The sequence below is a fragment of the Rhodococcus sp. NyZ502 genome, assembly GCF_041464245.1.
In the GTDB taxonomy this organism is placed as follows: domain Bacteria; phylum Actinomycetota; class Actinomycetes; order Mycobacteriales; family Mycobacteriaceae; genus Rhodococcus_F; species Rhodococcus_F qingshengii.
In genome coordinates this window covers 46,345-70,841 of the sequence record NZ_CP167155.1, presented here as the reverse complement: position 1 = coordinate 70,841, position 24,497 = coordinate 46,345, and the positions used below count along the sequence as shown (strand labels likewise).

Genomic DNA, 24,497 nt, shown 5'->3' with positions numbered 1-24,497 from the left:
TAGCCGCCCTGCGCAGACGCGATGGTGTGCGTTCTGGCACCCGGCGACGTGAGTCTTCGGTCGGTTGAAACTTTTGTGAGTCAACCGTGTAACGAAAACGATAATTCAGAACCCCGGCACGGGCGCAACTAAGGTAGCCCTATAATTGCTCTGAACTGCGGCGATGCAGGGAGCCAGAAGGCCCCTCGACAGATTTCGGAGCTGCGTCTGTGCAGAGAAGTTCCGATTCACAGGATACCGAATCCGCAGGAAACAGGCGCGATGGGCGATGAATGCAACAACTGGCCGCAGCGATAAGAATCAGCTGCGGCCAGTGCGCCTCGAACTGTAACAAAAGTTGATCGATCAACCAAGGTCTAGGCCTGAATTGTTTGCTCGCAGAATGCCATCGCTGTAATTTCCGTAGGCTCACCCTTGAGAAGACGGGTGGCGAAGAGCAAATGACAACAGCAGTAGTGGTGGGCAGTGGCCCCAACGGTCTCGCCGCGGCGATCGAACTCGCCCGCGCCGGAATCGACGTCCATGTCATCGAGGGTGCGGACAAGATCGGCGGCGGCACCCGCAGCAGCGAATACATAGTCGACGGACTCGTCCACGACGATTGCTCCGCCTTCCATCCCACAGCTTTGGCTTCTCCTTACTTCAAGGAACTCGACCGCGAATTCGGGCTCGCCAAACATGGCCTGACGTGGCTGTGGCCCGAGATCGATCTGGTCCATCCACTCGACGACGGCACCGCCGGGGTTCTGTGGCGCGACATCAACCGGACCGCTGACGGATTGGGTGCCGACGGTAAGAGGTGGCTCGACGTCTTCGGATACCTATCCGAGAACTTCGACGAGTTGGTGCAGGACGTCTTCCAGCCGATCGTCCACGTCCCGAAGCACCCGCTGATGCTCGCCCGTTTCGGGACGGGCGCTCTGCTTCCCGCGACGGGTTTCGCGCGGATGTTCAAGACCCCACAGGCGCGGGCATTGTTCGGTGGCGTCGCGGCGCACATGTTCGGGACGCTGACCCTTCCACTCTCCAGTGCTGTCGGCTCGATGCTCACTGCGGCCGCTCATGCTCACGGTTGGCCTGTCGCGCAAGGTGGTTCGGGCTCAATTGCAGCCGCCCTCGCGTCGATCCTGCGCAGCCTCGGTGGCACCATCGAAACCGGGAACTGGGTCACCAACTACTCCCAGATCGCCGGTTACGACATCGTCATGCTCGACATCGCACCCGACGCTGCCGGTCGTCTGCTCGACGGTCGGCAGCCCGACCGCATTGCCCGGGCCTACCGCAAATTCCGCTACGGCACCGCCGCATACAAGGTCGACTACGCCGTGCGTGGTGACTCCGACGGAAGCATCGTGCCGTGGACGAATCCGCATGCCCGCAAGGCCGGCACCCTGCATCTGTCCGGGACGATTTCGCAAACTGCTGCTGTCGAACGCCAGACCGTTCGGGATCAGATGCCGGACAAGCCCTTCATTCTGTTGGGCCAGCAGTTCTTGGCCGACCCCTCCCGATCTGTGGGAGACATCCACCCGGTCTGGGCGTATGCGCATGTACCGCATGGCTATCCGGGTGACGCCACCGATGCGATCACGAGTCAGATCGAGCGCTTTGCGCCGGGGTTCCGGGACCGGATCGTGGGCGTCCACGTGCGCAATGTGCCGCAGATGCAGGCGTACAACCCCAACTATGTGGGCGGCGACATCTCCGCGGGGGCGAACACTGCGCGGCAGATCATCGCGCGCCCCCGGTTCGGACTGGACCCCTATGCCACCGGCGCCCCGGGCGTCTACCTCTGCTCGTCCGCGACTCCCCCGGGCGGCGGGGTCCACGGGATGGGTGGGTTCAATGCCGCGCGGGCGGCGCTGAAGTCTCGAGGTTGAGGCGTCCCCGATGGGGACGACATTTCGGACAAACACCATCGGAGGAGTCCCTGACCCAGCCGGCCAACACGGGCGAAACGAAGATGCCCGGCCCATGGCCGAAGCGAACCCACGAAAGGGCAACTAATGGCATGAGACGCAGGACATGCATTGCTAATCAGGCACCTCGCCGTTGGTGTCGAACCACCCCGCTCCGACCTCAAGAGACTCCGAGAAAAGGGTGCGGACGCTGCGGATTCCCCTGCTGTCGAGCTCGCGCTGAGCTGCCTCGATCTGATCGAGTCCGGCGGCTGCCACCGGACCGGCGCCGACGACAACCCAGATAACCGACGTGGCTGCGGCTTGCTCGAGTGCGGTGCTGTAGTCGGCTGCCGCATCGGCACCGATGACATCGGTGCGCGCAACGAACGCGAGCATGGCCGGTGATCCGGTGAGAGCGATCATCACGACGGAACTGACGGGGACGAATCCGAGCAACGCCGGGATTGCGGCCAAGACGTCGGTGGCGGTCCTCAAACGGATGTTCTGCATGTCGTTCCCCTTGCTGTGAAAGTGACCGGGCCTCGTGCCCCGCCAATTTTTTTCGCCTTCTGGCAAAGGAGAATCGCGTCGGCATGAGGGGGCTGGAGTGCCACCCCTGGGCCGAGAAAATTTTGACGGGAGCTTGCGAGTGGCGAAAATTTCTCGGAGCCATCGGCCGGCGCTTGCGCCGCCAGGGGTTGCGCGCAGGTCACCGCCGACGAGAATCGGAAGGCCAGAAGGAGAAACAAATCAATGCTTTTTCACAGAACGGAGCGCAGCGGAGTTCATGTCGGGGGACACCGAAGGTGGCCGGCCGCCGGGCAGGCGTCACCTTTCCACCGGCCGCGTGCAGTCGCAGCACTCCCACTGCCCACCGACCCGGGTACAGGTGCGGCGTTGCTCGCACAACCAGCACCGTTGATTGCGTCGGGTCAACAACTGCGCTCCGGTCGCGGCGGGCCGTGGGGTTCGGTGGTCTCGGTGCACTCTCGCTCGGATACAGGCCTGATCATGTCGCCGAAGATGCGGCGGCACTGCGAGCAGATTTCTCCGTCCTCGGCCACGATATTCGGGCATCCCGCGAGAACGCATCCGGTGAACATCTGCGGATCCACCATCGTCTCTGCCCTCGGCGCGTTCACCATCGGAATCGGATTCCGTGCAGTGCGGCGGCGCGCTCGACTCGGCCGTAAACCCGATTCACCCGTGAGGGTGCGATCTGTCCGGCGTCCTAGGCGCGGCGGGTCGCGACGGCGAGCATGGGCGACAGCTTCGCGGGCGGTCACTTCGTGCGCGAGGGTGAGCCACCCGATTTCGGCTTGCATCCCTCCCAATCCGACAAACGGTACCGATGAACGGTCGGAGATTACGCCCCCGCTGTCAACGATGGCCAGGGTAAACTCCGTATGAGCAGGCGTGCCAGTACAAAGGCTGCGGCAATCGCGGAACCGGTGGAGATCCCCTCCCAAAGGCTGCTACTCATGGCGCCGACAACCACACCGGAGAGGCTTCCCGCTGACAGCGCAAACACGCCGTCGAAACGCGCCGGACGATTTTGATGCATGCCGTCAACTCTCACCTCAAAATAGAAATCCTCGCGACGGCGCGGATGAAGACCGTGATCGACAGTCGCTATGCCCCTGCTCATTTGGCGCCAGAGCGTCATCTACGCCGGGTTTTCGAATGCTAATTCGACGGCTGGAGTGGCTATTTTGCCTTCCTTTGGGCCTCGAATGCCGCACTAGCGCCGAGCTGGACATGGTGTTGCATTATCCCCGTACTGATGTCTACCCATTCGGGAGCCGTCTAGTCACCGAAAGTTACTTCGGCTAAGCCGTTGCCCGCAATCGGAACTGTTGTGGACATCGAGCGACCCGCAGAATCGACGCCCACGGATGCGCCGACCGCCGCCAGCAGGTGTCGCTGTGATTTCGGTGGCGAGGGCATGGCTGATGCACGCCGCTAGCACCACGTTCCTGCGATAGCTCTCGCGAGCCACGCCGATTCGGGGCCCGTACTTCGCGGCGCGCCCAAAGCAGTTCGGTAAGCGAGATAGTAAGCGGGGTGGTTGGCGTATTCGCCAAAAGAAATCCGGCTCGTAATGTTCGTGCGTTATGGCGTGACGATCGGGAATGCAGGATCTGGTCGGTCGGTCAGGGCAACAATTCTGCTGATCGTCGTAGCGTCCCCGTCCATCGCGATACCGTCGCTACCAGAGCCGGACAGCAGACCGAGCAGCTGCGACTTCGTCAGTGTCACTACGAGATCAGCCGGATCGGACCGCCCCGTGGGGTAATGGATCAGTACGCCATTCGAAAGCTCCATTCGATACGACTGGTCGACGTCGGTGAAGTGCCAGCGGATCGTCGCTGTCGTGTCCCACGCCTTCGGACCGTTGATCCGGATGGCAACACTGTCGAAGACTTGGGTGATGGTGAGCGCGGACGCCATCCCGGCGGCGCTGACTTCAGCGGGGTGCGGCGGACCATCGACTTCGCTGGCCCCGACGAGATAGTTGTTTCGCCACGTTGCGCACTCGGAACCGTAACCAAGACGTGTCAACGCTTCGGCCAGAACCGCTTTCGCGCCGGCATGGCCCGGATCGGCGAACACCGCGTGGCTTGCCAGCTCAGCGGCAAAGCGTAAGTCCCCTTCATCGGCGAACTCGCGGGCCCGCGCGACGGCCGCCTCGATGCCTCCGATCGCGCGGACGTAGCGTGCACCGGCTCCTTCCGGCGGGTGCTGCCAGAGGTGCGCGGGGTTGCCGTCGTACCACCCGAGGTAGCGCTGGTAGATCGCTTTCACATTGTGGCTGACTGATCCGTAGTACCCATGGGTGTGCCACGCCGCGTCGAGGGCCGGCGGCATTTCGAAGTCTTCGGCGATCTCGCTGCCGACGAGACCTTGATTGAGCTGGCGCAACGTCTGATCGTGGAGGTAGGCGTAGAGATCACGCTGCTCGGTCAAGTATCCGATCAGATTGTCGGTGCCCCAGGTAGGCCAATGATGCGAGGCGAAGGCGACGTCTGAATCGTAGCCGAACATCTCGATTGCCTCGGCAAGGTAGCGCGACCAGTTACGGGCGTCGCGCACCTCCGCACCACGCAACGTCAGGAGGTTATGCAGATTGTGAGTTGCGTTCTCCGCCAGGCACAATGCACGGTGGTCGGGGAAAAAGAAGTTCATTTCCGAGGGAGCCTCGGTACCGGGAGTGACTTGGAAAATCATGCGCACGCCGTCGAATGTTTCTTCCTGGCCGGTGTGCGTGATGTCCAAGGTCGGTGCAAGGAGTCCGACGGTTCCAGTCGACGTACTGGGCCCCAGGCCCGCGCCCAGTGTTCCGTCCGCCCCTACCGGAAGCACGATGCCGGTGTGGAACATCCCGCGCCGCAACATCGCTCCGCCCGCATAGACGTTCTCGGAGACCGCGTGTTCGAGGAAATGTTCAGGAGCGATGATCGGCACCGTCGTGTCAGCATCGACAACGCCGAGCACCCCACCGAAGTGGTCTATGTGTGAATGGGTATAGATGACTGCGGTGACCGGGCGGTCGCCACGGTGCTCTCGATACAGTGCCAGACCGGCCGATGCGCATTCGGCGGAGACGAGCGGATCGATCACGATCACGCCGGTGTCGCCCTCCACGAGAGTCATGTTGGACAGGTCGTAACCGCGGATCTGGTAAATGCCGCCGGTGACCTCGAATAATCCGTGGATCGCAGTCAGCTGCGCTTGACGCCACAAGCTGGGGTTCACTGTGTCAGGACAATCTCCTGATGTCGCCTGGGCGAATCCTGCTGCGTCGTACACAATCCGACCGTCGCCGGCGCGAACCTGCGCGGGCTCGAGGGTTGCAACCAGTCCACGGCCGGCATTGTCGAAATCGGTGCGGTCGGCGAAATCAGCGGGCATCAGGACTCCTCAAGAGACGGTCGGCGGTTCCGAATCGAGAACACAAAACGTAGGCCGGAATTCAAGAACGCAGGTCGGAGTTCAAGATTGGCAATGTGCACGAATGAATCACAGGCCGACTCCATCCCTTACCTTCAGAATGCGAACTCTTCGCCCCATCGTCGCGACAACACCGCCAGCGGACATCACCCGAAGTGGATGAACCCGTACGCCACCGAGGGCTGGATCCTCAGTGCCCCATACAACGGCTGGGATCAGGTCAGACCGGCGCTAGGTTGGGGACCCGGCCTGGCCAAGTTGTGACCGGTTCCCATCGAACGCCACCCGTGCTGAGCACACAACACGAATGACCAACTACATGTCGGTTCCGACCCCTCGATCGAATCCGACTCATCGAACGTATTCGGCAAGCATCAGGCAAACTCGCAAATTGGACAGAAATCCACCAAACGAACGAAGGTGACCCCACCCTCAGGGTGAGATCAGGGTCCGATTTCGATGTACAGAGGAAGGGCCCACCCCCGGCGAGTCGACAGCCGGAAGGCAGGCCGTGCGCGACGGAACTGACCACTCAGAATCGCCGCAGCAAAGAAATGATAGCCAATTCCGTCGTTACGCAAACCCCGCCTCAGTAGCTCGTGACCGCTGATCCATTGAGGTTCTGTCCTGGACGGAGAAGGATTTGGGTATGGATGCGGAAGAGGAGCAGCGACTGATTGCTCACGCGACTTCGCGCTTGAAAGTCCGATATCCGGGTTTGGCTTGTATCAGGTTTGGGATGGCACCGAGCGGATCGCGGTGGCGATTGTCGTAGCCCGATCGATTGCAACGTGACTGTTGTTTCCCGCTACAGGTTTCGGCACAGAGTACTGCGGGCGGTGTTCAGCACTTCGGCGATCTCGGTCATGGATACGCCGTCGCCCTTCATTTTGGTCGCCTGCCGTTTCTTCCCTGGGGTCAGCGAGGACGACGCAACATCGCGAGCCCACTCGCCGACGTTCGAGGACCCGCGGGTCGCACTCGCGCCATCGCCACCGCGATCCGTACCGGGATCGAACAGCACGTAAGAAGCGATGTCATCGAAGAGCATATCGCTGCGGCCGAGGCTGCGGGACGTCCGCTCTCACTCTGGTAGCGCCAACACTCGATACTGACGATTTACGTTCACCGTGGATGTATTTCATTGCAGTGCATCGACTTTCATATATAGAATGACATAATATAAGTTATCGGTGAACGATACGGCTGGGATTCTGTCGAGCTGCAACAGATCTGCCCCCGAACGGACCACTCGGCAGGGACGGTCAGCCGTGGCGGCTCGACAGTGCCGCAACCGTAACCCCGGCTCTGCACATCAGAGCCGGGGCAGTGAAACGCCATCTGCGTTGAGCACACAACTCAGATGACCCTCTTTCGATGCGCGGCCAGTTATCCGCCCCGCACCTTCCATTATAAACCGCACAATCGGTATGCATTGCCTGAATCCTTTCGGGTAATCAGGCAAAGCTGTACGCCGCCGACAAATGAAATAGTCTGTGCGCTAGTACTTTCGGATTATCGAACTCCGTACTAATGGTTGTTGGCCATTCGGCGATAGTCGGTCTGGCGACCGACCAATTCGTCGTGCACGATCTCTAGCCGGATCTGCTCCCATCGGTTTCGTTTCGTGAGATTCTCGAGTCGATGCAGCTCCTCGACCAACTCTGTCTCCGTCATCGCCTTTCTGACATCCTTCATCCGTTGAGCGCCTCCCGAACTCGTTGTTTCGTATCGGCGTACCCCAGGTCGGTGATCCCGTAATCAAGTCAGGGAGTCGGGCACATTGGCTGCTGAACCGTAGGGCTGTTGAGGCGATTGCCCGTAAGGCTGATGCGGGTCTGGACCATACGAATTGGGTCCTGCGAAGGCAGCGTCATGATGACTTCCTTCGGCTCTGCGCACACCCATCACCTGGGGGCTCTCCCATAGGACTACCAGAGCAACGCCCCCATACGGGCAGCTTGCGAAAACCCGCTACCTCAACCACACGACGATCCCAACGAACAACTCACCACAGGAATCACTGCCTACCCTTCACGTGGCAGGTGCCCAGCCCTGCGCGTGGCACGGGGAAGCCTGTTTTCCGCACGCACTGAGCGGGTAGCTCACCCAGATGAGCACCGGACACGCACCAACCGGCGACGGAGCCCGGCCGCAACGCCCACGCCCCGAACCGCGTCCCGAGGCCACTGCACCGCCACGCGCCGATTCAGAATGGAACTATCGCGTCCGCCACGAGACACCCACCCAACGTCTCGACCGCAACTGGTCCCACATCCTCCAAGAGCTCCGGGTAGTCCAGACCGGCATGCAGATCCTCACCGGCTTCCTCCTGACATTGCCCTTCCAACAACGCTTCTCGGATCTACAAGCTTTCGAGAAGGACTTGTATCTGATCACGCTGGCAATGTCTACGGCAGCGACGATCGTGCTCGTATCACCTGTCGCCATGCACCGCCTACTCTTCAGGCGTCACGCCCTCCCCGTCCTCGTCGAGCAGGGTCAACGATTCGCCGTCACCGGCCTTCTCCTACTCGGCGGCGCACTGACTGGCGTTCTCACCCTGACTTTCGATGTAGTCGTCAACAAAAGCACAGGCCTGATCGCCGGCGGCTGCGCCGTACTTCTGGCAATCACATTGTGGTGCTGCTACCCACTTCTCTTCGCACACCAACTGCATCTCGGCCGCCCCGAGAAACAACCCGACGAACCACAGCACCCACGCAACCACCATTAGACCGCGGATGCTGACGCATCACGCATCCGAATACACCACCGCCGATGTTTCAGCCCGCCGGCCCCTCGGTAACTACCCCACGCGGCGAACGGTTCGGTGAGTCGCACACAGGCCCTCACCCGCACTCTGTCACTCACGACGGTGGACACCTGACCCGAACAAACCGCACTCCAACACTTTTTGGTGTCGCCAACCGCACCGAAATGGGCGACGCACCGCCGCGCCTCCTATCCCCGAACGCTGCGACAGGCATCCCTCAACCGGCGAAAGGTTGTTCGGCTGCGAGTCGAGTGCGATGCTGCATCCCCCGAAGACCCGACCGTCACCACCGCATACCGGAAGTTCGGATCCGCCACACCCAGCCGATCAGCGCTCCCGGAAGTCCAGGCGCGCAACGACAGCCAACCCTATACACAACACGATCACCAGCACTGCAACATTGATCATCACGATCTCCCCTCTGGCAACCGTGTGGGGTCAGTCAGTCCCAACGCACGGTGAACCAGACTCATACGGCAGTCTGGGCGAGCCTGTCGAGAAGCAACTTCTTCCCGATCTCCGCACCCTTGGGGCTCTCGCTCTGGGCTTTACGGAACAGATCGGCCACTTCGCCGTCCCCGTCACGCTCGGCATCGTCGATGTAGGTCTGCATACGCAACGCATTACTCAACGACGCTTCGACGAACCAGATCAAGTTGTAGTCCTTGTCCCGTGTACCCGTCGCCGCACCGGATTCCAGCCCACTCATGGCCCTCTCTCCTTCTCTATTCCCGCCGACTTTCCCCTGTCCATGGCCATACCCCGCACAGACGACGTCCACGCGGCGCATCGGCAATCGTCAACGAACACCGCCCCCCACTCCCGGGAGAATCCGCGGCCGCCGACAGAACTGACGTGTACGCGCATCAGTCCTGACGCTGCACCGGTTTCACCATCCGCCTTGCCGGGTAATCCGCCCTGACGGCGGAACGCTGCCCAGGCAACGAGTCGCCGAACAGGGCCCTTCCCGGCAAGCACCAACCGGTAACGGCCCGCGCGCATCCCACACGACGCGAGCCAACGGGATACGCCCGATTCGTCGGCTGCCGTCACCAGCAGCCGGCGAATCGCCCACACCCAGCGAAACCCCCGAAAAGGTCGCCCGCAACCGGTCACACCTCGCTGACCGGAACTCCGCACACTGTGCTCTACGACAAAATTCGCCTCGCGGATAATCAGCAGCTGCGATTGGATAACATCCTCGTACGCAGCACCCGCAGAACACTGCCCCTACCTCGGCATCGCCGGTGAGAGCCGAGCCCGGGACGCACGCCGACTCTCAGCAGGCCTGCCGATGGATCGCCGCCACCGCGTGCACCGACGACGACGTCGCCCACATGCGCCGCCGCTACGGTTTCCCCACCGCACCCTGACCCGCGAACTCCCGGGGCTCGGCCACGGATCGACCTACTGCCGCTCCCAACTCGGTCCCAGCCGATACTCAGGACTTTGTTCCGGTGCCTTTCGGAACGAGAGCGCCTCGGTCGGCGTACATCGACTCGATACGAGCCTTGATCTCGGCAGTACTCATCGAACCGCTGTGCACAGCCGGCCACGAGTTCGATCTCGAAGTCTGAACGTTCATCTGAAAGGTCCTTCACACATTGAGGATTGAAGATTAGAAGCGGTTCGGCCGAACGGCGTCAGACCACACGACATGAGCCGGGTAGGTCCGTCTGATCGTTCGTCAGTAACGACCAGACGGACCCTGCACGCCCTTGCCGACGGGAAGGACGCACAACTGCACTCCGCCAACGGCGTCGATAGATTCCAGACGGGGAACTATCGACCCCCACCGGCGGACACACGCCACCGCCCATGGCGGGTGGGATTGCGCTCTCGACGAATCTACGCAGCGTGCAGAATCCGAGAAGAGGCGTCCTCGATACTCCGATTCGGTGTCATCGTCGACGTCGCGGCACCCGCGCTGCCCCCTGTGACGACCTGACGCCACCACGCTTCACGTTCCTCGGATTCCGGCCACACCACCACATCGAGGTCATCGACATCCATGCGAGTACTCCTTCATGTCCTCTGACCACCTGTTACCCCGCCTACGGTCCTGTAAACCCTTCACAGCTTCGACGTCGGATCGACCGTCGACTCCGCCACCAGCGCCGGGCTCGGCATGCCGATCTTCGGGCACCATGTGCCGCGGTGCCCGCCGGGAGGCAGTTTCGTGGGCAACAACGCCCCGAGGTGGTCGTAGCGCTGGACATGCAATCCCCCACTACTACCGCCGTTGGCCGCCGTCGCCGCCACGATCGCCTCGTTGTCCGAATCGAAGAACTCCTCGGCGGTCGATCCGTCCGCGAACGTGAACCTGTACCGTTCCATCACGCAACCTCGCCGTCTGTCGAAAGAAGCTGGTAGACCGAAAATAACTCGTAGACATTGTGTTCGGACGAAACTCTGCACGGTATGCGTTCACGCTGCGCGCCGGAAAAGGTGATTGCCGAGCCGGTCACACCTCTCGCACTTTCTACCGTCCAAGGCCTGTACCCGCTGCTGCTCGGTACTCGCAAAAGACGTCACAGTGTGTGAGCGTCTCGGCAACCACCGCGCAAGAACCCACGGACCCTGCCCGCAAGTCCTCACACCCGAGGGTCCCCCGCTGCGCCGTCGAGGGCCGGGCAACGAGAAACCCGCCCACGCCCCTAACCCTGTGGAGGGGAGCGTTGGGTCGCCCGAGGCCGCATCACCGGAACCCGATACGTATACCGGGACATCATGATCGGCGGGGCCACCAAGCCGGGGTCGAGGGTGCAGCCGGCAATCCGGGTGAGCAACACCCACGCCGCCGGAGTGAGCGCATCGGCGAGAATCCGATCCGAATCCTCCACCACGGCAGCATATTCCAGTTCGTGCCAGAGGCGGATACCCAGCCTCTCCCACTCCGAGTCGCCGCGCCGACCCCTGCCGGCTACTTCACGCTCATCCTCGGCGATGCGGTCGATCTCGACGTCATCGACCCCAGTCATTGTCGCTGCACCCTCTCGAAACCTGCTGTTGTGGACTGCGGACTGTTCCGGCGTGCTGTTCACGCATCGAGCTGCTTGCTCTCCTGCTTGTGGCCCACCTCCTTGCTGCTCCCGTTGCTGTTCCCGGCGCTGCTGATCTCGATCTTGCGGGGCTTGGCCCGCTCCGCGAGCGGGATCGTCAACCTCAGTACGCCCGCGTCGTAGCCGGCCTCGATATTGTCGGTGTCGAGGTTCTCGCCCAGGAACAGTTGACGACTGAATACCCCGCGCGGGCGCTCAGCGGCAATCATCTCCGCCTCGCTGGCGCGAACCGGCCGCTCGGCGTGCACCGTCAACACATTGCGGTCCACATCGAGGTCGAGTGAATCCGGGTCCATGCCGGGAAGATCGAACTCGACGACGAACTGCTCACCTTCCTGCCATGCATCCATCGGCATCACCGCCGGCTGCGAAGCAGTACCCAACAGCTGTCGGGTCAGGCGGTCAAGGTCACGGAAAGGATCGGTGCGCATCAACATTTTCGGTCACCTCCAGGAAAAGTCACTGGAACCGTTCACTGACTACCACCACCGCATCCACCGAACTTCTACAGTAGATGCTGTAGATTTGGTATATCATCAAACACACATCGGATCAAGAGCTTGCCCGCAGATATCGAAATTTCTTTGATGGGAGGACCATCATGGCGCGCAACCCCGCTATCGCCGAACCCCCTGGCCTGTACGCGATCTCGGTGACATCGGAGCTCTCCGGATTCACCGCCGGCACGCTGCGACTCTACGAACAGTACGGCCTGATCACCCCCGCCCGCACCCGCGGCGGTACCCGCCGCTACAACGACGAGGACCTTACTCGTCTGGGCCGCATCACAGAACTCATCGCCGACGGCATCAACCTCGTCGGCATCAAACGAGTCCTCGAACTCGAAGACAGCACCGCCCTACTACGCCGCGACAACACCCGGCTACGCGCAGACAACGCCCACCTACGCCGGAAAAACACACACGACACAGAGAAACGTCCGTGATCGCCCGACAGAGAAAGGGCCACCGCCATGGAAGACAACCGCATTCGCTCAGCCCTCGACGCGACACCCGACACCGACTACCTCGAACAAACCATCCCAGCCGACCCGAATGCAGTGGATGCCGTCGACCTCGAAGCCCTCACCACGGAACTCGACACCCCATGGCCGGCGCCCGAGGGAGATCTGCTCGAACAATCGACACCCGCCCCGCTCGACGACGAACGCTGAGGTTCCCTGTCCGACTGGTGCACTACACCAACCGGGCAGGGAACGCCCTGCCGACCCGAGGCATCTCTGTATCCGAATACGTTGTCTAACAGCTCTTTCGGGAACGACTGCACGACCGGGTCTGAGAGTGCATACGATACGAAAACTTCCCGGTAAGGATCACTTCATGCTCGTGCCACCTAGGAGGCTCTGCCTCACCGGGCATCCGGGTTCGCCAGCACCAACGACGAGTACGCCGCGGCGCTGATCCCTCGTCGCCGCGCGTTCTCCGCCAGCCGTGCAGTTGCGAGTTCGATCGAAATACCGTCGAGTTCGGCGATCATGCCGACTGCCTGTTCCACGTCGCCGCGGACCGCGATCAGCTTCTTGACCGCCGTCACCACCTGCGAATGACGATCCTGACGACTGTCCGTGGACAGAGTCAGAGCGGCCAAATCTGCCATCGACTGCCCGTATGCATTACTACGCTCCGCGCTGTGCCACGAATCGTGAGTAAAGACCACGAGTGATCCGAGCGATGTCCGACCCAACCTCATCGGAAAGCAGCGGCACCCGCCCAGCCCATGTTCGAGTCCTGAGCGACCGAATTTCCGCCACCGCTCCCCCACGTCTTTGAAGCTGTCGACCATCACAACCGCTCCGCTCTCAGCGCTCAGCGCAGCCGGACCCGATATGGCAAGAGTCCGGTCGGGAACGAACTCGGCATTTGCCGACTCCACCAACACATCGAGATAACCTTGCTCCCCGTTTCGCACGACGAGGACGCACCACACACCGCTCAGATTCTGTCTCGATCGCTCAACGATCGTCTCGAGTACACGCAGGGAATCGAAGTCGGTGGTGAGAAGATGAGTCACCTCGGCAATGCTCAATTGTATTGCGGGGGTGTTCATCCTGGGCTCCCATCGTCAAGTACTGCAGAGACATTGCGCGATCTTTCCGAATCAGATGTCATCCGTCGTCACCACCGTGTGCGAATCGGATCCGCCGATTCACGACATCTGCGGCGATCTCCCAAATCGGCCTCCCCGAGGAGTACGCGGCGGCTCGAAGCCGAGAAAGCGACTCTTCGACCGAGACACGAAGTTGGATCGCGATCATCCCGACTGCCTGGTTCACCTCGGGTCGGTGAAAGGCATTGACGAGCATCCCGGCGTCCAGATCACCGGTGACAGGAAGTTCGGCAAGAATCGCCATCGAAATCGCAGCGGCACTCGCAGTCGCCAATTCGATCTGCTCGTCGTCGAGGCCAATGGGATCGAGACGGTACAGTTCGAGCACACCGAAGACATCACCTCCGCCCCTGAGCGGAAAGGCGAACACCGATCCGACACCGGCTTTGTCTGCCTCGCTGGCAAACCCCGGCCAGATGTCATTGGCGGAATCACTGGAAGTGTCGTTGCAGAACATCGGTCGCTCAGTTGTAAATGCATCAACGCACGGACCGTCACCGCCGGTGAACTGTAGTTCGTCGAGATGTTGTGCCACCGAGTCCGTCGCGTACATCAATTCCCTCGACGAAGAGCTGCTGAGCACTGTGATCGCCGCCCCTTGAACTTCCGCCAGCCTCAAACACTGTCGACACAGTTTCGCGGTCATCGGCAACTCGACTGATGCGCGGCGCCCTCTCTCACTTTCGGATTCGTCGGGAAATTCGGGTGTGTCCTGACTTCCTCTCGGATCTGCATTCACAGGACGCACCTCCTCAGTCGCCTTCACGGGGCACACACGGCGCCTGGTCACTCCGATCCGGCGTAAAGTCGAGATTACCGAATAGAGGTACTTCTCAGGCGCGCGGCCGAGTCGGCCGCGTCGGTGCCACTTTTCATTGGTGGACCACTTCCACCGCGCGGATCGGGCAAGAAATCATGAACTTCGACAGTTCTCATCCGCGCGCGCGACCGTCGGCCGCCTTCGCGCGAGCACAGGGTCGCGAGCCGCGACTCATCGATCGCCTCGAACAATCTCTCTCCATACCGGCTGATTCCCCGGATCGAGTCGTGGAGTTGATGATTCGATGCACGATCGCCGCCGTCGATCTGGTTGTCGGTGTTGATCACGCCGGTGTCACGGCATCCCTGGACAGCGAACCGTTCACCGTCGCCCCTACCGATGAACGTGTAGAAGAATTCGATCGCACGCAATATCTCCTCGGTGACGGACCCTGCCTGTCAGCATCGCGCACGGGTCGGTCGGTCCGAATGTCGGTCGAGCAGTTAGGCACACGGTGGCCCACTCTCGGCATTGCTGCGCGCAACGCCGGATTGGAAGGTTTTCTCGCGATACCACTGTTCAACTACAACGAGCCGGTCGGGTCACTGAACCTGTACTCGCATTCAGCCGTGGCAGAGACGGACCGGGACCGCGATCTCGTCGTCGTCATCGCCGAATATCTGGGAGCGGGGCTCGACGCCATCGCAACAGACCATCGACTCGAACATGCCGCCAACGCCCTGCGCCGAGGAATCGCCTCACGTGCCGACATCGAACGCGCAGTCGGAATCTTGATGATCCGCCGCAATACAGACCCCCAGACCGCGCTTTCCGAACTCCAGGCTTCAGCACGTCATCAGTCGCGGGATTTACTGGACGTTGCACGTCAGACGATCATTTCAGCCGACGACGAACATACATAGGGCTTCCGATCGACCGGTCAGAACGCTGCGACGGCACGAAGCGGCGTGCCGTCGATAGGCGGGAGAACTCACCATCGCCGCGTTCGCGGGGTCTCGTCATCTCTAGGTGATGCGCACGCTCGCTAACAATTCCTCCGCGACGACCCTGACTTTCGTGTTGGTACGTCGGGACGTCTCGACCAACATCGCGAACGCCCCATCCGCATCGACACCGTGCACCGCCATCAACACCCCCTTCGCCTGATCGATCACCGCCCGCGAATCGAGAGCACGCTCAAAGTTCCTTTCGCTGGGTGTAAGAGTCAGACGGCGTCTACGGTATGGCCGGCCGAGTGGAACGTGTTGGCGGTGATGCCGCCGCTGTCGAGCAGCCAGCGTTCGGCGTCGATTGCTGCGGCGCATCCGGCGCGGACAGCGGTGATCGCCTGACCTGTCGGTGTTCGGTTCTGCCGGGGTATCACCGAAAGAAATGCCGCTTCGAGCGGCCGCTTGCCGATAAGCGCAAGACGGGCACCGATCCTGAAAAGCCACTGGACACCTTCGGTGCCGGCGGCTTCGTCATATCTGGGCCAGGGAGACGGGTTGCATCAGATGCAAGATTGATGCTTCTGATGTGGTGCCAATTGCCCTTCGTTTCCGGTGGTCAGTGTCGTCCGGGGAGGTCGACTGGCGGATGTGCAGGATTCGAAACGGGCGGTATTCATAGCCAGGAAGCCGCACCGCTATAGATCGTGGCTCCTCGTACGGGTTGCTGGGGATTTCCATTCCCCGGCGCTATACGCTCACTTCGATCGAGTCCTGTTGCAGAACCGTCAACAGCGTTAAGCTCGATGTTTGACCGCCGATCCACTGCGTAGTTGAAAACGGCTGGGCAGTTGAACGGTTTGTCAGGCTATGCGGGTGTGCGACCGTGGCTCTCACCAGGAGCAGCCTGCACCCCTCAGGTACAGGAGCACACTCACGTGACGTCCTTCGAGCGGGCCATCCTTTCACCGGCCGCAACGACACCTTCACTGTCCGTCTCCGCATCACCTGACCAACTCCCAGTACTGCGATCACTGATCCGGACCGTGGCCGCCCACTATGCACTCTCGCTGAGCAGGTTGTCAGACCTGGTCCTCGCGGCAGACGAAGCTGCAACCATTCTCATCTCCCGTGCTCTCCCCTTCAGCACCTTGACGTGCACATTCGACGGAAACGTCGCCACTGTGCAGGTAATCCTCTCGACGACAACGACGGGTCAGATCACCACGAGCACCTCGTCCTTCATATGGCACGTCCTTGACACTCTGGCCGACGGCGTAGTCCTCGAGCAGGTCCCGCCCACCCTTCCAGAGAAAAACTGGATGGCCACGATCACACTCACCAAGGCGTTGCAGGCGGGTTCGTGACCCCGCCCGGCCTTGAGGACAACGAGTACACGCAGGTCACCGCTCTGTTCGTGCGCCTTGCCGCCCTGCCCGCCGACGATCTCGATTTCGAACGGCTTCGCACCGAAATCATCGAAATCTGTCTGCCCCTCGCCGATCACATTGCCCGGCGGTATCGAGGACGAGGCCAGTCACACGAGGATCTCGTCCAAGTCGCCAGTCTGGGTCTGGTCAATGCAGTCAATCGCTTCGACCTTGCGAAAGGTAAAGATTTTCTGTCCTTTGCCGTCCCGACGATGATGGGTGAGGTGCGCAGGCACTTTCGTGACCGGGGTTGGGATGTCCGAGTTCCACGCTCACTCCAGGAGAATTACCTAAGCCTCAAAAGGTCGCGAGCCACGCTCACCCAGACTCTCGGTCGCGAGCCCACGATCCCCGAGCTCGCGGCAGATCTGGGTGTCGAACCGGCCGACATCGTGAACATCGCGGCGGCCGGAGATTCCTATCATTCCGCATCGCTAGACGCCGTCACTGCGCCCGACGGGGCGTCAATCGGAGACACGCTCGGCGAGTACGACGCCGCGCTCGACGGAATCGACAACCACGAAACCCTCCGGCCTGCGCTCCTCGCTCTGCCTGAACGCGAACGGACAATCCTCGTGTACCGGTTCTTCGGGGAACTGACTCAATCGGAAATCGCCGAGAAGGTCGGCCTTTCCCAGATGCATGTCTCACGATTGCTCAGCCGGTCTCTCGAGTCCCTGCGCCGCGAAATCGGCGAAGTCACCAATTGAGGGACGATGGGCACGAAACAGGACGGACAAGGAAGCTCGCCCCGGTCCGCGGTAACTCGAAGGACTCACTCGACTGCTTTCGGATGATGGTGTGATGTGCTCCCGATTCGATCGTGTGCCCATGAGTTCGGCCTGATCCGGCACTGAATCATAGGTTCTGCAGGCGAAGCGGACGCATACGGTGGACAAGATGGCTCAGGACGCACTTTCGTGATCTTCGAGTCCACCGGCCATGCGTAGTTTCTTTGAGGTCTTTGCCGAGTTCGAGGTGCTCCTTCGAGAGCTGCTTCATCAGGTCGGCGAGGCCGTCTGCGATGGCATTGAGTTTGTGCTGAACGGCGTCGTCGGAGCGTTTCTGGGTGTTTTGGAGCAACGCCACGAGGAGGAATGTGACGATGGTGGTGACGGTGGTGATGATCAGTTGCCAGGTGACGATGGTGCCCAACAGGAAAAATGACGGAGCCCAGAGCACAACCGTGACATGTCAGATGCGCAATGGACGTGAGTTCCGCGGTGACCGAGGGGCCGGCGCCGCAGCGTCAGTAGTAGTGCCGCCGACCACCGACAGCATGTCCGGCGGCGCCGAGCGCGAACAGAACGACCCCGATCACCACGAGAATGATGCCGATCGTCCACAGGATCGAGATGCCAGTCAAGAAGCCGACGATCAACAAGACAATTCCGAGAATGATCATGGACCCTCCTTCGACACGGATCACCCATCGAGGGCGACGTACCCGCTGGTCACAGTCCTCAAACACTTGGAACGGGCTGGGCGCAGGTACGGCCGTGCCTGATGCGACCGACTCCTCGACTGCTTTCGGGTGGTGACACAGGGTGCCTTGTTTTCCGGTTTGATCGTCCACCTCACGGGTAGCACCTGTACGAGACCGGACCCTCAGTTCAAAGGCACAGTGGGAGGACGCACCAGTGGCTCGCCAAGACTCACAACCCCAACTCAAGGATCAGGACCTCTACGAAGAATTACGAAAGAAAGGGGATTCGAAGCAGAAGGCGGCACGGATTTCCAACGCGGCCGCCAATCGTGGGCGGTCGAGTGTGGGTAAATCCGGGGGCAAGTCTTCGCCGTACGAAGACTGGACGGTGGAGGAATTGAAGAAGCGTGCCAAAGAGCTGGATCTTCACGGTTATTCGAAACTCAAGAAGAGCGAACTGATCGATACCCTCCGAAATCACTGAACCTCGCCCTTGGCGTCAGGTCCACCCCGACACTCGGCTTCTGTGTACGAATCGCCATGCGACACCGCTCGGTCCGAAGCGCAGAAATCATGCCAGTATGGCCACCGCGGCGATGACGAAAACGATGACAACCAACGCGACCGCGACCATCGCTGCAATTCCGGTTCCTGAAAAGCGTTTGACGGTCGCGGGTTCGGGTTCGGACAATCCCGACGTCTGGGGAGCATCGGGCGGGGTGCTCCCCGGCTTGACCCCGCCTCCGGGTTCCAGGTCAGGGGTATTGTCCGGATCTGGTTCGGGCGGTGTAGAAGTCACGATGTACCTCCCGGTCAACTTCCCTCGGAAGTCCTCGTCGATGCCTGGGGCTGCCGAAGCGTGTCGGTCAGTGTCGCGCAGAACGCCGGTAAATCATCGGGGTTGCGGCTCGATATCAACGTATTCGGTCCTGAAGTACAGACCACGACTTCTTCGTCCACCCACGTGCCGCCCGCATTCGTGATATCGGTACGCAAACTAGGCCACGACGTCAGCGTGCGACCGGCGACCACGCCGGCTTCGACCAGCGTCCACGGTCCGTGGCAGATCACTGCGACAGGCTTCCCGGCGTCGAAGAAACTCCGGGCGAACGCCACCGCCCCTGGATTCACACGAAGGAAATCAGGGTTGGCCACACCACCGGGTAGGACGAGTGCGTCGTATTCCGACGACTTCGCCGACTCGACCACCCCATCCACGTCGAAGACATCAGCTTTGTCGAGATGATTGAACGCCTGGATAGTTCCGGATTCTGTCGAAACAATCGACGGCTGAGCGTCTTCGGCAACCAACGCATCCCACGGGTCCGTCAACTCGATCTGTTCGACTCCCTCCGTCGCCACGAGGAATGCCACTTTCTTTCCTGCAAGTAGTCGACTCATGCTTGAACGTCCTCCCTCAACTTCGTCACAACCGTCGAGCGGACTGCTCAGCTGGATGCGCCCTCGGTGTCGTCGAAAAACGACCATTCACCATCATGGCGAACTTCCATGCGCCATCCCAGTTCCGAGTTGTCGGCGCGGGCATCGACGAACCAGGAATGCGCATCGTCAGCGCTGTCGATCTCGCGCGTCGCGGTGACGTCGCCTGCAGGATTGATCACTCTGTAAATAGCCATTCGGGTCGGCTTCCCCAGCCGACGCTTCTTCAATCATCGACTGCGACGCCGCCGTATCAACCCGTACCGTCACCATGGACGGTCAGGCGCTGACCCCGCGCGTCGTACGCCGAATGTACGGTTCACACACGAAGTGCACGAGGCGATCAGAGAGGTCGCTGGTATGCGACCTGAGCCGTCAGAAGTAGATATACGACTTGGGGATCCCCGTATCTCCCCGATACGCAAACCGTCGACGATCATCTCGCGCCGAAGAGCGAAGCCATCGGAAGTCCAGACACAGCACCACACCCATGCCGATACTCAGCATCACAAGCAACAGAACAATGTTCAGCACCGTGTTTCCACCCTTCTGTGGGGCCGGCAGTCAGCCCGCGGTCATGCCGCGAAACGCAGCCGGCTTCCATTCGTGCCTGCGGAGGCCATGTTCTTGGCACACGGCAAGTCTCCGACATCTCTTGCCACACGGTGGTCTTCGGAAGGTGCGATTCTCACGATCTCGCGCCACCACTTTTCGCGTTCTTCGGACTCCGTCCACGACGCGACATCCACTACAAGCCCTCCTTCACCGACCCCCGATTTGTTACGCAGCTCACGCACTGAGGAAACGTGACGTGGCAATGACCGTGCGCTCTGGGAGATGCGTGCGGTTGCAAGACGTCAACGAACTCGGCTGGGAAGAAGTTCAGTCGTCGGCGCCGAGGCCTTGGGGAACTGGACGATCGCATTCGTTCCGATGGCTTCAGCCGCCGCCGACGACGACCTGGTGGTGCCACTGACGGTGGGGTGTCAAGCACTGACACACTCGAGAAATGTCGCAACTAGCTCCTCGTTCGTTCTGTGGCAGAACGGAGTTCGCGCAAGGCAATTTATGGAAGCCTCCTCCGCCGAACTCGATATCCTATGGCCGGCACCCGAGGAATATCTGCTCGAACAATCGATACCCCCGCTCGACGACCAGCGCTGAGTTTTGAGCGCGTCCGTGGCTCGGTAACGAGGCGTCTGTTGCCGAGGAGCCTGCTTTGTCACCGAACCAACGGTTCTCGATTCGCTACGAACGGGCTCTGCCGGACGGGGATGGGAGTCGACGTCCGGCAGAACAGCAGTCCCGAGCCGGCACCGACCGGAACTACTCTCACCCTGCCCCTGATCCGCCGAAAGTACCAGCCCTCACCGGACCGAGAAGGCGAAACAACTTGTTGCAGTGCCGCTCGCATTGGTTTCGGAAAGCCAGACAGTGCCGGTCCCTCGGCGAGGGTGTGGTGCGTGTGCCGATCATAGGGTGGCCAGCGGCAGGTCGGAGGAGTCACACCTCACATCAACCGACCAGCACGACAAGGTCCCGGACACGGACCCTCGCACGCTCATTGCCCGGCATCGGCGAGGGCTTGTCCTCAGGTCTCGGTGATGTGCACGCTCGCCAGCAGATCCTCTGCCACCGCCCGCAGTTTCGTGTTGGTGCGTTGGGATTTGTCGACCAGCATCGCGAACGCCCCATCCGCGTCGACACCGTGCACCGCCATCAACACCCCCTTCGCCTGATCGATCACCGCCCGCGAATCGAGAGCACGCTCGAGCTGCAGAGCCAACTGCCGGGCACCCCGGTAACGTTCGGTACTGCCGATCGCATACCCAGCGGCAGTGGTGAACAAATTCATCAACGCCACCTCCGAACGGGCGAACCCGTCCGCACGGCTGCCGTACACGTTGACCGCACCCGCACGCACCCCGGGCTCAAGCGCAGGCAACGGAATCGACAGGAAGCTCTGCACCCCGAATCGCCGGGCCTCGGACGCCAGACCCGGCCACCGCTCACTGGCGGTCGTGCGGTCCGCCACCACGATCTGCTCGCTCTCCGCTGCCTCGATACACGGACCCGCCCACGACCGATACTGCAGCTCGTCCACCATGACGACCTCACGGGACGTGCGCGCCGCGGTCGACGCAGCACCCTCCTCATCGAGAACCGTCACCCCCGCCATATCCGCATCCTCGATCAACTCCACCGCATGCTCACACAACCGCCGCAAATACTTTTCGATGTGACCGGCCGGATTCAACACCCGATACAGATCCTGCAACGCTTCGGCAGCCGCATCGAGCGGAGGAAACCACCCATCACCGACAGCAGCGCTTCGTACGACATCCATCCCACACCTCACACGCACTCCCACGAGACCGTGACGGCACACGACGAAAAACGGCAAAACCCCGATCTCCACTTGTCAACAACTCACGAATGCCCGAACACACCACCACCAAACCCACACCACGACGCCGCGGCCCCGCCGCACCAGCAACCCGAACCAAAGGGTGGTTCGCCGGCGCCGAGGTGTGAGCGCCGACGCCAGCGAACCCGATGCGCATCCCGGCACTGCCCGTACCAGGATGCCCCATTTCGGGGCTGACCCACCCCCGGCGAGCGGACAGCCGGAAGGCAGGTCGTCTGCGCGGCGCCCCGAAATCCTTTTCGAGTGTTCCCGATACCGCAACCCAGAGGTATCCCACACACCACCAACGCAAACCCGCCCCGACCACAGACCTTCAACGGTATGGGGAAACGCCGCAACGCCACATCCATGCGGACCCACTACTGACCAGACGCACCTACGTAGCCAAGATCGCCGGTCTGCGCCTCCCCACACCTGCAGTGGCTACACGGAGCACAAACAGCTGTCGGCTTCACCTTCCTCGGACGGTTCTGCGGACGATTCTGCAATCACACGTCGACATCGAACGTCGCATCATCTTCCTCGACTCCGGACGGCTCCCCGTCCCGAAGTCCTCCTCCAGCCTCGCGGAGCACCCTTCCAACAGCGAATTACATCGCGGTTCAGCGCTAAAGTCTCCGTGTCTCCGTTCCAACGAGACGGAGACGAACGCGTAGCCTTCATGATTAGGCTCACTGGCGGGTGCAGTCGGTGGCCCACAAACTGTTGAGGAGCTTCGGTCGGTATCAGTCTCGGTCAGTCCACCGTGATCGAGCCCCTCAACCTCCGAGAGGACACTCACCGAGCCAACCGGTACCATCGGTATTCGTAGAGACTGCAACAAGATTCACAACTGAACTACCGTCTTCCGAAAAAGATCGAGCTATTGGATGGCCGTCAGGAGTGCACGGCCGACAGAGGACCGACCGACGCCCAGTGTCGAAGCGATGGAGTCAAGACTCCTCCCTTGCTCGCGCAGTGCACGGGCGAGTTCAGTGCGTTCCGGGGTCATGACAGTCGGCCGGCCGCCGCGTCGACCTTGACGTCGGGCGGCTTCGAGGCCGGCGTGGGTACGTTCGACGATCATGCGGCGTTCCATTTGGGCAAGGGCTGCCATGATGTGGAAGAGAAATTCGCCGCCTGCGGTGGTGGTATCGAATCCTTCTGTGAGGGAACGGAATGCGATGCCGCGCTCACCGAGGTTGTGAACGGTGTCGATGACGTGGCGGACGGATCGTCCGAGCCTGTCGAGTTTCCAGACGACGAGGACATCACCGTCGTGGTCACGTAGGTAGTTCAGGCATTCGGTGAGCTGGGGGCGCTGCGTTTTGGAGCCGGATTCGTAGTCGGTGAAGATGCGGATCGCTCCGGCTTGGCGGAGTGCGTGTTCTTGCAGTTCGGGGTTTTGTTCGAGGGTGGAGACGCGGGCGTATCCGATGATGCTCACAGTCTCGGTCCTTCTGGTCTGCTGCTGTGTTGTGGGATGGTGCGGCTGTTCATGAGTTGGTGGTCGACCTCGGGGCTCCAGTGGGTGTGAAACTTGGTGGTGTCGAGGTCGGCTAGTTCCGGTTCCGGAGCGGCCGGCTTGGGGGCTGGCCGGATCTCGGTCGTCTGGGGGTCATGTTGTGGTGCTTCGGGTTTGATCTGGCTCGCCCAGGTATAGGTCTGTTCGGGCATGGTGTCGTGGTGCTCGATCATCGCCTGCCAGTGCTCGGGGAACGTCATGACGTTCTCGCGGGGTGCGGTGGCGATGGAGTCCATGGGCACTTCGGTGACAGGTTTGATCGCGGGTCGTAGGACGTCGGCGAGGATGGTTCCGCCGTCGATGTAGGCGAAGTTGCGGGCGGCTTGGACGGCGTCGGCGCTGAGTTCGCGCCATTCGATTGCCCATCCGACGTCGCGTGCGAGTTGGTCGAAGAAAACCCTTTGGGTGCGGGAGTTTCCGTCGACGAACGGGTGGACACTGGTGAGATCTCCCCAGTGTCCGGCGAGGTCCTGGACGAACGCTTCGTGGCTGTGGTGGTTGACGTAGACGCCGCTGTTGATGTCGGTGAACACTCGGTCGAGTTCGCCTGGGATGGCGGCGGGTGGGTCGTGGAGGATGCCGAGATCGCCTGGCGCGGTGTCGATGGTGCGGATTTCACCGGCCCATTCGTACAGGTCGCCGAGTAGGTGTCGGTGGATTGCTTGCAGGTGCGCGAAGTCGAAGTGTCCGTCGATCGGGTTCGCTGCCAATTCCGCCATTCGTGATCTCGTTGTTCATGGCGTTC

At 61.3% G+C, this 24,497-nt stretch carries 31 protein-coding genes and 2 pseudogenes; 9 read left to right on the top strand and 24 right to left on the bottom strand.

The window, feature by feature from the left end:
- Positions 1 to 440 precede the first annotated feature (440 nt).
- Complete coding sequence (locus ACBG85_RS00390) at positions 441 to 1,880, top strand: phytoene desaturase family protein (protein ID WP_372025777.1); 1,440 nt, start codon at positions 441 to 443, stop codon at positions 1,878 to 1,880.
- Positions 1,881 to 2,033: 153 nt separating this feature from the next.
- Here ACBG85_RS00390 and ACBG85_RS00385 read toward each other — a convergent pair whose 3' ends face one another.
- The 5 genes from ACBG85_RS00385 to ACBG85_RS00365 form a co-directional block, all read right to left on the bottom strand.
- On the bottom strand, positions 2,034 to 2,411 hold the full coding sequence (locus tag ACBG85_RS00385; protein ID WP_058036988.1) for a DUF4192 family protein: 378 nt from the start codon (positions 2,409 to 2,411) through the stop codon (positions 2,034 to 2,036).
- A gap of 422 nt (positions 2,412 to 2,833) precedes the next feature.
- Complete coding sequence (locus ACBG85_RS00380; RefSeq protein ID WP_054781538.1) at positions 2,834 to 3,226, bottom strand: hypothetical protein; 393 nt, start codon at positions 3,224 to 3,226, stop codon at positions 2,834 to 2,836.
- A 787-nt stretch (positions 3,227 to 4,013) separates the two neighbouring features.
- A complete protein-coding gene (locus ACBG85_RS00375; RefSeq protein WP_063315320.1) occupies positions 4,014 to 5,813 on the bottom strand; it encodes an alkyl/aryl-sulfatase in 1,800 nt (599 codons plus the stop codon).
- An 847-nt stretch (positions 5,814 to 6,660) separates the two neighbouring features.
- The gene (locus tag ACBG85_RS00370) at positions 6,661 to 6,903 is read right to left on the bottom strand and encodes a hypothetical protein (protein ID WP_054781540.1); all 243 of its coding nucleotides are present in this window, start codon (positions 6,901 to 6,903) and stop codon (positions 6,661 to 6,663) included.
- A gap of 479 nt (positions 6,904 to 7,382) precedes the next feature.
- Positions 7,383 to 7,550 (bottom strand): hypothetical protein, encoded by a 168-nt coding sequence (locus ACBG85_RS00365; protein WP_372025774.1) that lies wholly within the window; start codon positions 7,548 to 7,550, stop codon positions 7,383 to 7,385.
- Positions 7,551 to 7,965: 415 nt separating this feature from the next.
- Here ACBG85_RS00365 and ACBG85_RS00360 point away from each other — a divergent pair, with 415 nt between their 5' ends.
- Complete coding sequence (locus tag ACBG85_RS00360) at positions 7,966 to 8,589, top strand: DUF6328 family protein (protein ID WP_223304630.1); 624 nt, start codon at positions 7,966 to 7,968, stop codon at positions 8,587 to 8,589.
- A 508-nt stretch (positions 8,590 to 9,097) separates the two neighbouring features.
- Here the strand turns inward: ACBG85_RS00360 and ACBG85_RS00355 are convergent.
- The 6 genes from ACBG85_RS00355 to ACBG85_RS00330 form a co-directional block, all read right to left on the bottom strand.
- Positions 9,098 to 9,337, bottom strand: a complete 240-nt coding sequence (locus ACBG85_RS00355) for a hypothetical protein (RefSeq protein WP_042445260.1) — start codon at positions 9,335 to 9,337, stop codon at positions 9,098 to 9,100.
- A gap of 732 nt (positions 9,338 to 10,069) precedes the next feature.
- Positions 10,070 to 10,213 carry a hypothetical protein gene (locus tag ACBG85_RS00350; RefSeq protein WP_164490684.1) on the bottom strand — a complete coding sequence of 48 codons (144 nt, stop codon included), beginning with the start codon at positions 10,211 to 10,213 and terminating at the stop codon, positions 10,070 to 10,072.
- 263 nt (positions 10,214 to 10,476) lie between these two features.
- A complete protein-coding gene (locus tag ACBG85_RS00345; RefSeq protein ID WP_156423042.1) occupies positions 10,477 to 10,641 on the bottom strand; it encodes a hypothetical protein in 165 nt (54 codons plus the stop codon).
- 60 nt (positions 10,642 to 10,701) lie between these two features.
- Positions 10,702 to 10,965 carry a hypothetical protein gene (locus tag ACBG85_RS00340; RefSeq protein ID WP_054781739.1) on the bottom strand — a complete coding sequence of 88 codons (264 nt, stop codon included), beginning with the start codon at positions 10,963 to 10,965 and terminating at the stop codon, positions 10,702 to 10,704.
- Positions 10,966 to 11,285: 320 nt separating this feature from the next.
- Positions 11,286 to 11,672 carry a hypothetical protein gene (locus ACBG85_RS00335; protein ID WP_058036960.1) on the bottom strand — a complete coding sequence of 129 codons (387 nt, stop codon included), beginning with the start codon at positions 11,670 to 11,672 and terminating at the stop codon, positions 11,286 to 11,288.
- Positions 11,669 to 12,127 (bottom strand): Hsp20/alpha crystallin family protein, encoded by a 459-nt coding sequence (locus ACBG85_RS00330; RefSeq protein ID WP_058036959.1) that lies wholly within the window; start codon positions 12,125 to 12,127, stop codon positions 11,669 to 11,671. Before ACBG85_RS00330 ends, ACBG85_RS00335 begins: the two co-directional genes overlap by 4 nt.
- 164 nt (positions 12,128 to 12,291) lie before the next feature.
- On the opposite strand from ACBG85_RS00330, the gene ACBG85_RS00325 reads away from it, so the two are divergent.
- Together ACBG85_RS00325 and ACBG85_RS00320 are read left to right on the top strand one after the other, a co-directional pair.
- Positions 12,292 to 12,636 (top strand): MerR family transcriptional regulator, encoded by a 345-nt coding sequence (locus ACBG85_RS00325; RefSeq protein ID WP_054781737.1) that lies wholly within the window; start codon positions 12,292 to 12,294, stop codon positions 12,634 to 12,636.
- Between the two features lie 27 nt (positions 12,637 to 12,663).
- Positions 12,664 to 12,864, top strand: coding sequence for a hypothetical protein (locus ACBG85_RS00320; RefSeq protein ID WP_042445278.1), 201 nt, complete (start codon positions 12,664 to 12,666; stop codon positions 12,862 to 12,864).
- A 194-nt stretch (positions 12,865 to 13,058) separates the two neighbouring features.
- On the opposite strand, the gene ACBG85_RS00315 is transcribed toward ACBG85_RS00320, so the two are convergent.
- Complete coding sequence (locus ACBG85_RS00315) at positions 13,059 to 13,721, bottom strand: hypothetical protein (protein ID WP_172826978.1); 663 nt, start codon at positions 13,719 to 13,721, stop codon at positions 13,059 to 13,061.
- A gap of 94 nt (positions 13,722 to 13,815) precedes the next feature.
- Positions 13,816 to 14,463 carry a GAF and ANTAR domain-containing protein gene (locus ACBG85_RS00310; RefSeq protein ID WP_075835087.1) on the bottom strand — a complete coding sequence of 216 codons (648 nt, stop codon included), beginning with the start codon at positions 14,461 to 14,463 and terminating at the stop codon, positions 13,816 to 13,818.
- Between the two features lie 269 nt (positions 14,464 to 14,732).
- On the opposite strand from ACBG85_RS00310, the gene ACBG85_RS00305 reads away from it, so the two are divergent.
- The gene (locus ACBG85_RS00305; RefSeq protein WP_063315323.1) at positions 14,733 to 15,500 is read left to right on the top strand and encodes a GAF and ANTAR domain-containing protein; all 768 of its coding nucleotides are present in this window, start codon (positions 14,733 to 14,735) and stop codon (positions 15,498 to 15,500) included.
- A gap of 102 nt (positions 15,501 to 15,602) precedes the next feature.
- Here the strand turns inward: ACBG85_RS00305 and ACBG85_RS00300 are convergent, their stop codons facing one another.
- A complete protein-coding gene (locus ACBG85_RS00300) occupies positions 15,603 to 15,806 on the bottom strand; it encodes an ANTAR domain-containing protein (RefSeq protein ID WP_267933130.1) in 204 nt (67 codons plus the stop codon).
- Positions 15,803 to 15,928 (bottom strand): annotated as a pseudogene (locus ACBG85_RS00295) (thioredoxin-disulfide reductase); the annotation flags it as partial. The pseudogene ACBG85_RS00295 and the gene ACBG85_RS00300, both read right to left, overlap by 4 nt.
- Positions 15,929 to 16,462: 534 nt before the next feature.
- Here ACBG85_RS00295 and ACBG85_RS00290 point away from each other — a divergent pair.
- Together ACBG85_RS00290 and ACBG85_RS00285 are read left to right on the top strand one after the other, a co-directional pair.
- Positions 16,463 to 16,891 (top strand): ATP-binding protein, encoded by a 429-nt coding sequence (locus tag ACBG85_RS00290; protein ID WP_139799826.1) that lies wholly within the window; start codon positions 16,463 to 16,465, stop codon positions 16,889 to 16,891.
- Positions 16,888 to 17,664 carry a SigB/SigF/SigG family RNA polymerase sigma factor gene (locus tag ACBG85_RS00285; protein ID WP_063315324.1) on the top strand — a complete coding sequence of 259 codons (777 nt, stop codon included), beginning with the start codon at positions 16,888 to 16,890 and terminating at the stop codon, positions 17,662 to 17,664. The genes ACBG85_RS00290 and ACBG85_RS00285 overlap by 4 nt, the downstream gene beginning before the upstream one ends.
- A 195-nt stretch (positions 17,665 to 17,859) precedes the next feature.
- Here the strand turns inward: ACBG85_RS00285 and ACBG85_RS00280 are convergent.
- Positions 17,860 to 18,145 (bottom strand): annotated as a pseudogene (locus ACBG85_RS00280) (low affinity iron permease family protein); the annotation flags it as partial.
- Between the two features lie 58 nt (positions 18,146 to 18,203).
- Positions 18,204 to 18,359: a DUF6131 family protein gene (locus ACBG85_RS00275; RefSeq protein ID WP_087503864.1), complete on the bottom strand. Its 156-nt coding sequence runs from the start codon at positions 18,357 to 18,359 to the stop codon at positions 18,204 to 18,206.
- A 235-nt stretch (positions 18,360 to 18,594) separates the two neighbouring features.
- Here ACBG85_RS00275 and ACBG85_RS00270 point away from each other — a divergent pair, with 235 nt between their 5' ends.
- Positions 18,595 to 18,864, top strand: a complete 270-nt coding sequence (locus ACBG85_RS00270) for a Rho termination factor N-terminal domain-containing protein (protein WP_054781729.1) — start codon at positions 18,595 to 18,597, stop codon at positions 18,862 to 18,864.
- An 87-nt stretch (positions 18,865 to 18,951) separates the two neighbouring features.
- Here ACBG85_RS00270 and ACBG85_RS00265 read toward each other — a convergent pair whose 3' ends face one another.
- The 4 genes from ACBG85_RS00265 to ACBG85_RS00250 form a co-directional block, all read right to left on the bottom strand.
- Positions 18,952 to 19,179: a DUF6480 family protein gene (locus tag ACBG85_RS00265; RefSeq protein WP_054781741.1), complete on the bottom strand. Its 228-nt coding sequence runs from the start codon at positions 19,177 to 19,179 to the stop codon at positions 18,952 to 18,954.
- A 14-nt stretch (positions 19,180 to 19,193) separates the two neighbouring features.
- On the bottom strand, positions 19,194 to 19,781 hold the full coding sequence (locus ACBG85_RS00260) for a type 1 glutamine amidotransferase domain-containing protein (RefSeq protein ID WP_372025769.1): 588 nt from the start codon (positions 19,779 to 19,781) through the stop codon (positions 19,194 to 19,196).
- A 47-nt stretch (positions 19,782 to 19,828) separates the two neighbouring features.
- The gene (locus ACBG85_RS00255; protein ID WP_372025767.1) at positions 19,829 to 20,017 is read right to left on the bottom strand and encodes a hypothetical protein; all 189 of its coding nucleotides are present in this window, start codon (positions 20,015 to 20,017) and stop codon (positions 19,829 to 19,831) included.
- Positions 20,018 to 20,195: 178 nt separating this feature from the next.
- Entirely contained in the window at positions 20,196 to 20,354 is a 159-nt protein-coding gene (locus tag ACBG85_RS00250) for a hypothetical protein (RefSeq protein ID WP_372025765.1), read from the bottom strand.
- Positions 20,355 to 20,657: 303 nt separating this feature from the next.
- Here ACBG85_RS00250 and ACBG85_RS00245 point away from each other — a divergent pair, with 303 nt between their 5' ends.
- Complete coding sequence (locus tag ACBG85_RS00245) at positions 20,658 to 20,984, top strand: DUF6461 domain-containing protein (RefSeq protein ID WP_372025763.1); 327 nt, start codon at positions 20,658 to 20,660, stop codon at positions 20,982 to 20,984.
- 427 nt (positions 20,985 to 21,411) lie between these two features.
- Here ACBG85_RS00245 and ACBG85_RS00240 read toward each other — a convergent pair whose 3' ends face one another.
- The 3 genes from ACBG85_RS00240 to ACBG85_RS00230 all read right to left on the bottom strand — a co-directional run bounded on the left by ACBG85_RS00240 (position 21,412) and on the right by ACBG85_RS00230 (position 24,471).
- On the bottom strand, positions 21,412 to 22,167 hold the full coding sequence (locus ACBG85_RS00240; RefSeq protein WP_372025761.1) for an ANTAR domain-containing protein: 756 nt from the start codon (positions 22,165 to 22,167) through the stop codon (positions 21,412 to 21,414).
- Positions 22,168 to 23,110: 943 nt separating this feature from the next.
- Positions 23,111 to 23,674 carry a recombinase family protein gene (locus ACBG85_RS00235; protein ID WP_054781726.1) on the bottom strand — a complete coding sequence of 188 codons (564 nt, stop codon included), beginning with the start codon at positions 23,672 to 23,674 and terminating at the stop codon, positions 23,111 to 23,113.
- Entirely contained in the window at positions 23,671 to 24,471 is an 801-nt protein-coding gene (locus ACBG85_RS00230) for a Fic family protein (protein ID WP_058036950.1), read from the bottom strand. Before ACBG85_RS00230 ends, ACBG85_RS00235 begins: the two co-directional genes overlap by 4 nt.
- Between the last annotated feature and the right edge of the window lie 26 nt (positions 24,472 to 24,497).

Excerpts from the sequence above, each read along its gene's own strand:
- ACBG85_RS00390 (WP_372025777.1), top strand. The coding sequence starts at position 441 with ATGACAACAGCAGTAGTGGTGGGCAGTGGCCCCAACGGTCTCGCCGCG.
- ACBG85_RS00385 (WP_058036988.1), bottom strand. The coding sequence starts at position 2,411 with ATGCAGAACATCCGTTTGAGGACCGCCACCGACGTCTTGGCCGCAATC.
- ACBG85_RS00380 (WP_054781538.1), bottom strand. The coding sequence starts at position 3,226 with ATGCAAGCCGAAATCGGGTGGCTCACCCTCGCGCACGAAGTGACCGCC.
- ACBG85_RS00375 (WP_063315320.1), bottom strand. The coding sequence starts at position 5,813 with ATGCCCGCTGATTTCGCCGACCGCACCGATTTCGACAATGCCGGCCGT.
- ACBG85_RS00370 (WP_054781540.1), bottom strand. The coding sequence starts at position 6,903 with ATGCTCTTCGATGACATCGCTTCTTACGTGCTGTTCGATCCCGGTACG.
- ACBG85_RS00365 (WP_372025774.1), bottom strand. The coding sequence starts at position 7,550 with ATGAAGGATGTCAGAAAGGCGATGACGGAGACAGAGTTGGTCGAGGAG.
- ACBG85_RS00360 (WP_223304630.1), top strand. The coding sequence starts at position 7,966 with ATGAGCACCGGACACGCACCAACCGGCGACGGAGCCCGGCCGCAACGC.
- ACBG85_RS00355 (WP_042445260.1), bottom strand. The coding sequence starts at position 9,337 with ATGAGTGGGCTGGAATCCGGTGCGGCGACGGGTACACGGGACAAGGAC.
- ACBG85_RS00350 (WP_164490684.1), bottom strand. The coding sequence starts at position 10,213 with ATGAACGTTCAGACTTCGAGATCGAACTCGTGGCCGGCTGTGCACAGC.
- ACBG85_RS00345 (WP_156423042.1), bottom strand. The coding sequence starts at position 10,641 with ATGGATGTCGATGACCTCGATGTGGTGGTGTGGCCGGAATCCGAGGAA.
- ACBG85_RS00340 (WP_054781739.1), bottom strand. The coding sequence starts at position 10,965 with ATGGAACGGTACAGGTTCACGTTCGCGGACGGATCGACCGCCGAGGAG.
- ACBG85_RS00330 (WP_058036959.1), bottom strand. The coding sequence starts at position 12,127 with ATGTTGATGCGCACCGATCCTTTCCGTGACCTTGACCGCCTGACCCGA.
- ACBG85_RS00325 (WP_054781737.1), top strand. The coding sequence starts at position 12,292 with ATGGCGCGCAACCCCGCTATCGCCGAACCCCCTGGCCTGTACGCGATC.
- ACBG85_RS00320 (WP_042445278.1), top strand. The coding sequence starts at position 12,664 with ATGGAAGACAACCGCATTCGCTCAGCCCTCGACGCGACACCCGACACC.
- ACBG85_RS00310 (WP_075835087.1), bottom strand. The coding sequence starts at position 14,463 with ATGACCGCGAAACTGTGTCGACAGTGTTTGAGGCTGGCGGAAGTTCAA.
- ACBG85_RS00305 (WP_063315323.1), top strand. The coding sequence starts at position 14,733 with ATGAACTTCGACAGTTCTCATCCGCGCGCGCGACCGTCGGCCGCCTTC.
- ACBG85_RS00275 (WP_087503864.1), bottom strand. The coding sequence starts at position 18,359 with ATGATCATTCTCGGAATTGTCTTGTTGATCGTCGGCTTCTTGACTGGC.
- ACBG85_RS00260 (WP_372025769.1), bottom strand. The coding sequence starts at position 19,781 with ATGAGTCGACTACTTGCAGGAAAGAAAGTGGCATTCCTCGTGGCGACG.
- ACBG85_RS00255 (WP_372025767.1), bottom strand. The coding sequence starts at position 20,017 with ATGGCTATTTACAGAGTGATCAATCCTGCAGGCGACGTCACCGCGACG.
- ACBG85_RS00245 (WP_372025763.1), top strand. The coding sequence starts at position 20,658 with ATGCGTGCGGTTGCAAGACGTCAACGAACTCGGCTGGGAAGAAGTTCA.
- ACBG85_RS00240 (WP_372025761.1), bottom strand. The coding sequence starts at position 22,167 with ATGGATGTCGTACGAAGCGCTGCTGTCGGTGATGGGTGGTTTCCTCCG.
- ACBG85_RS00230 (WP_058036950.1), bottom strand. The coding sequence starts at position 24,471 with ATGGCGGAATTGGCAGCGAACCCGATCGACGGACACTTCGACTTCGCG.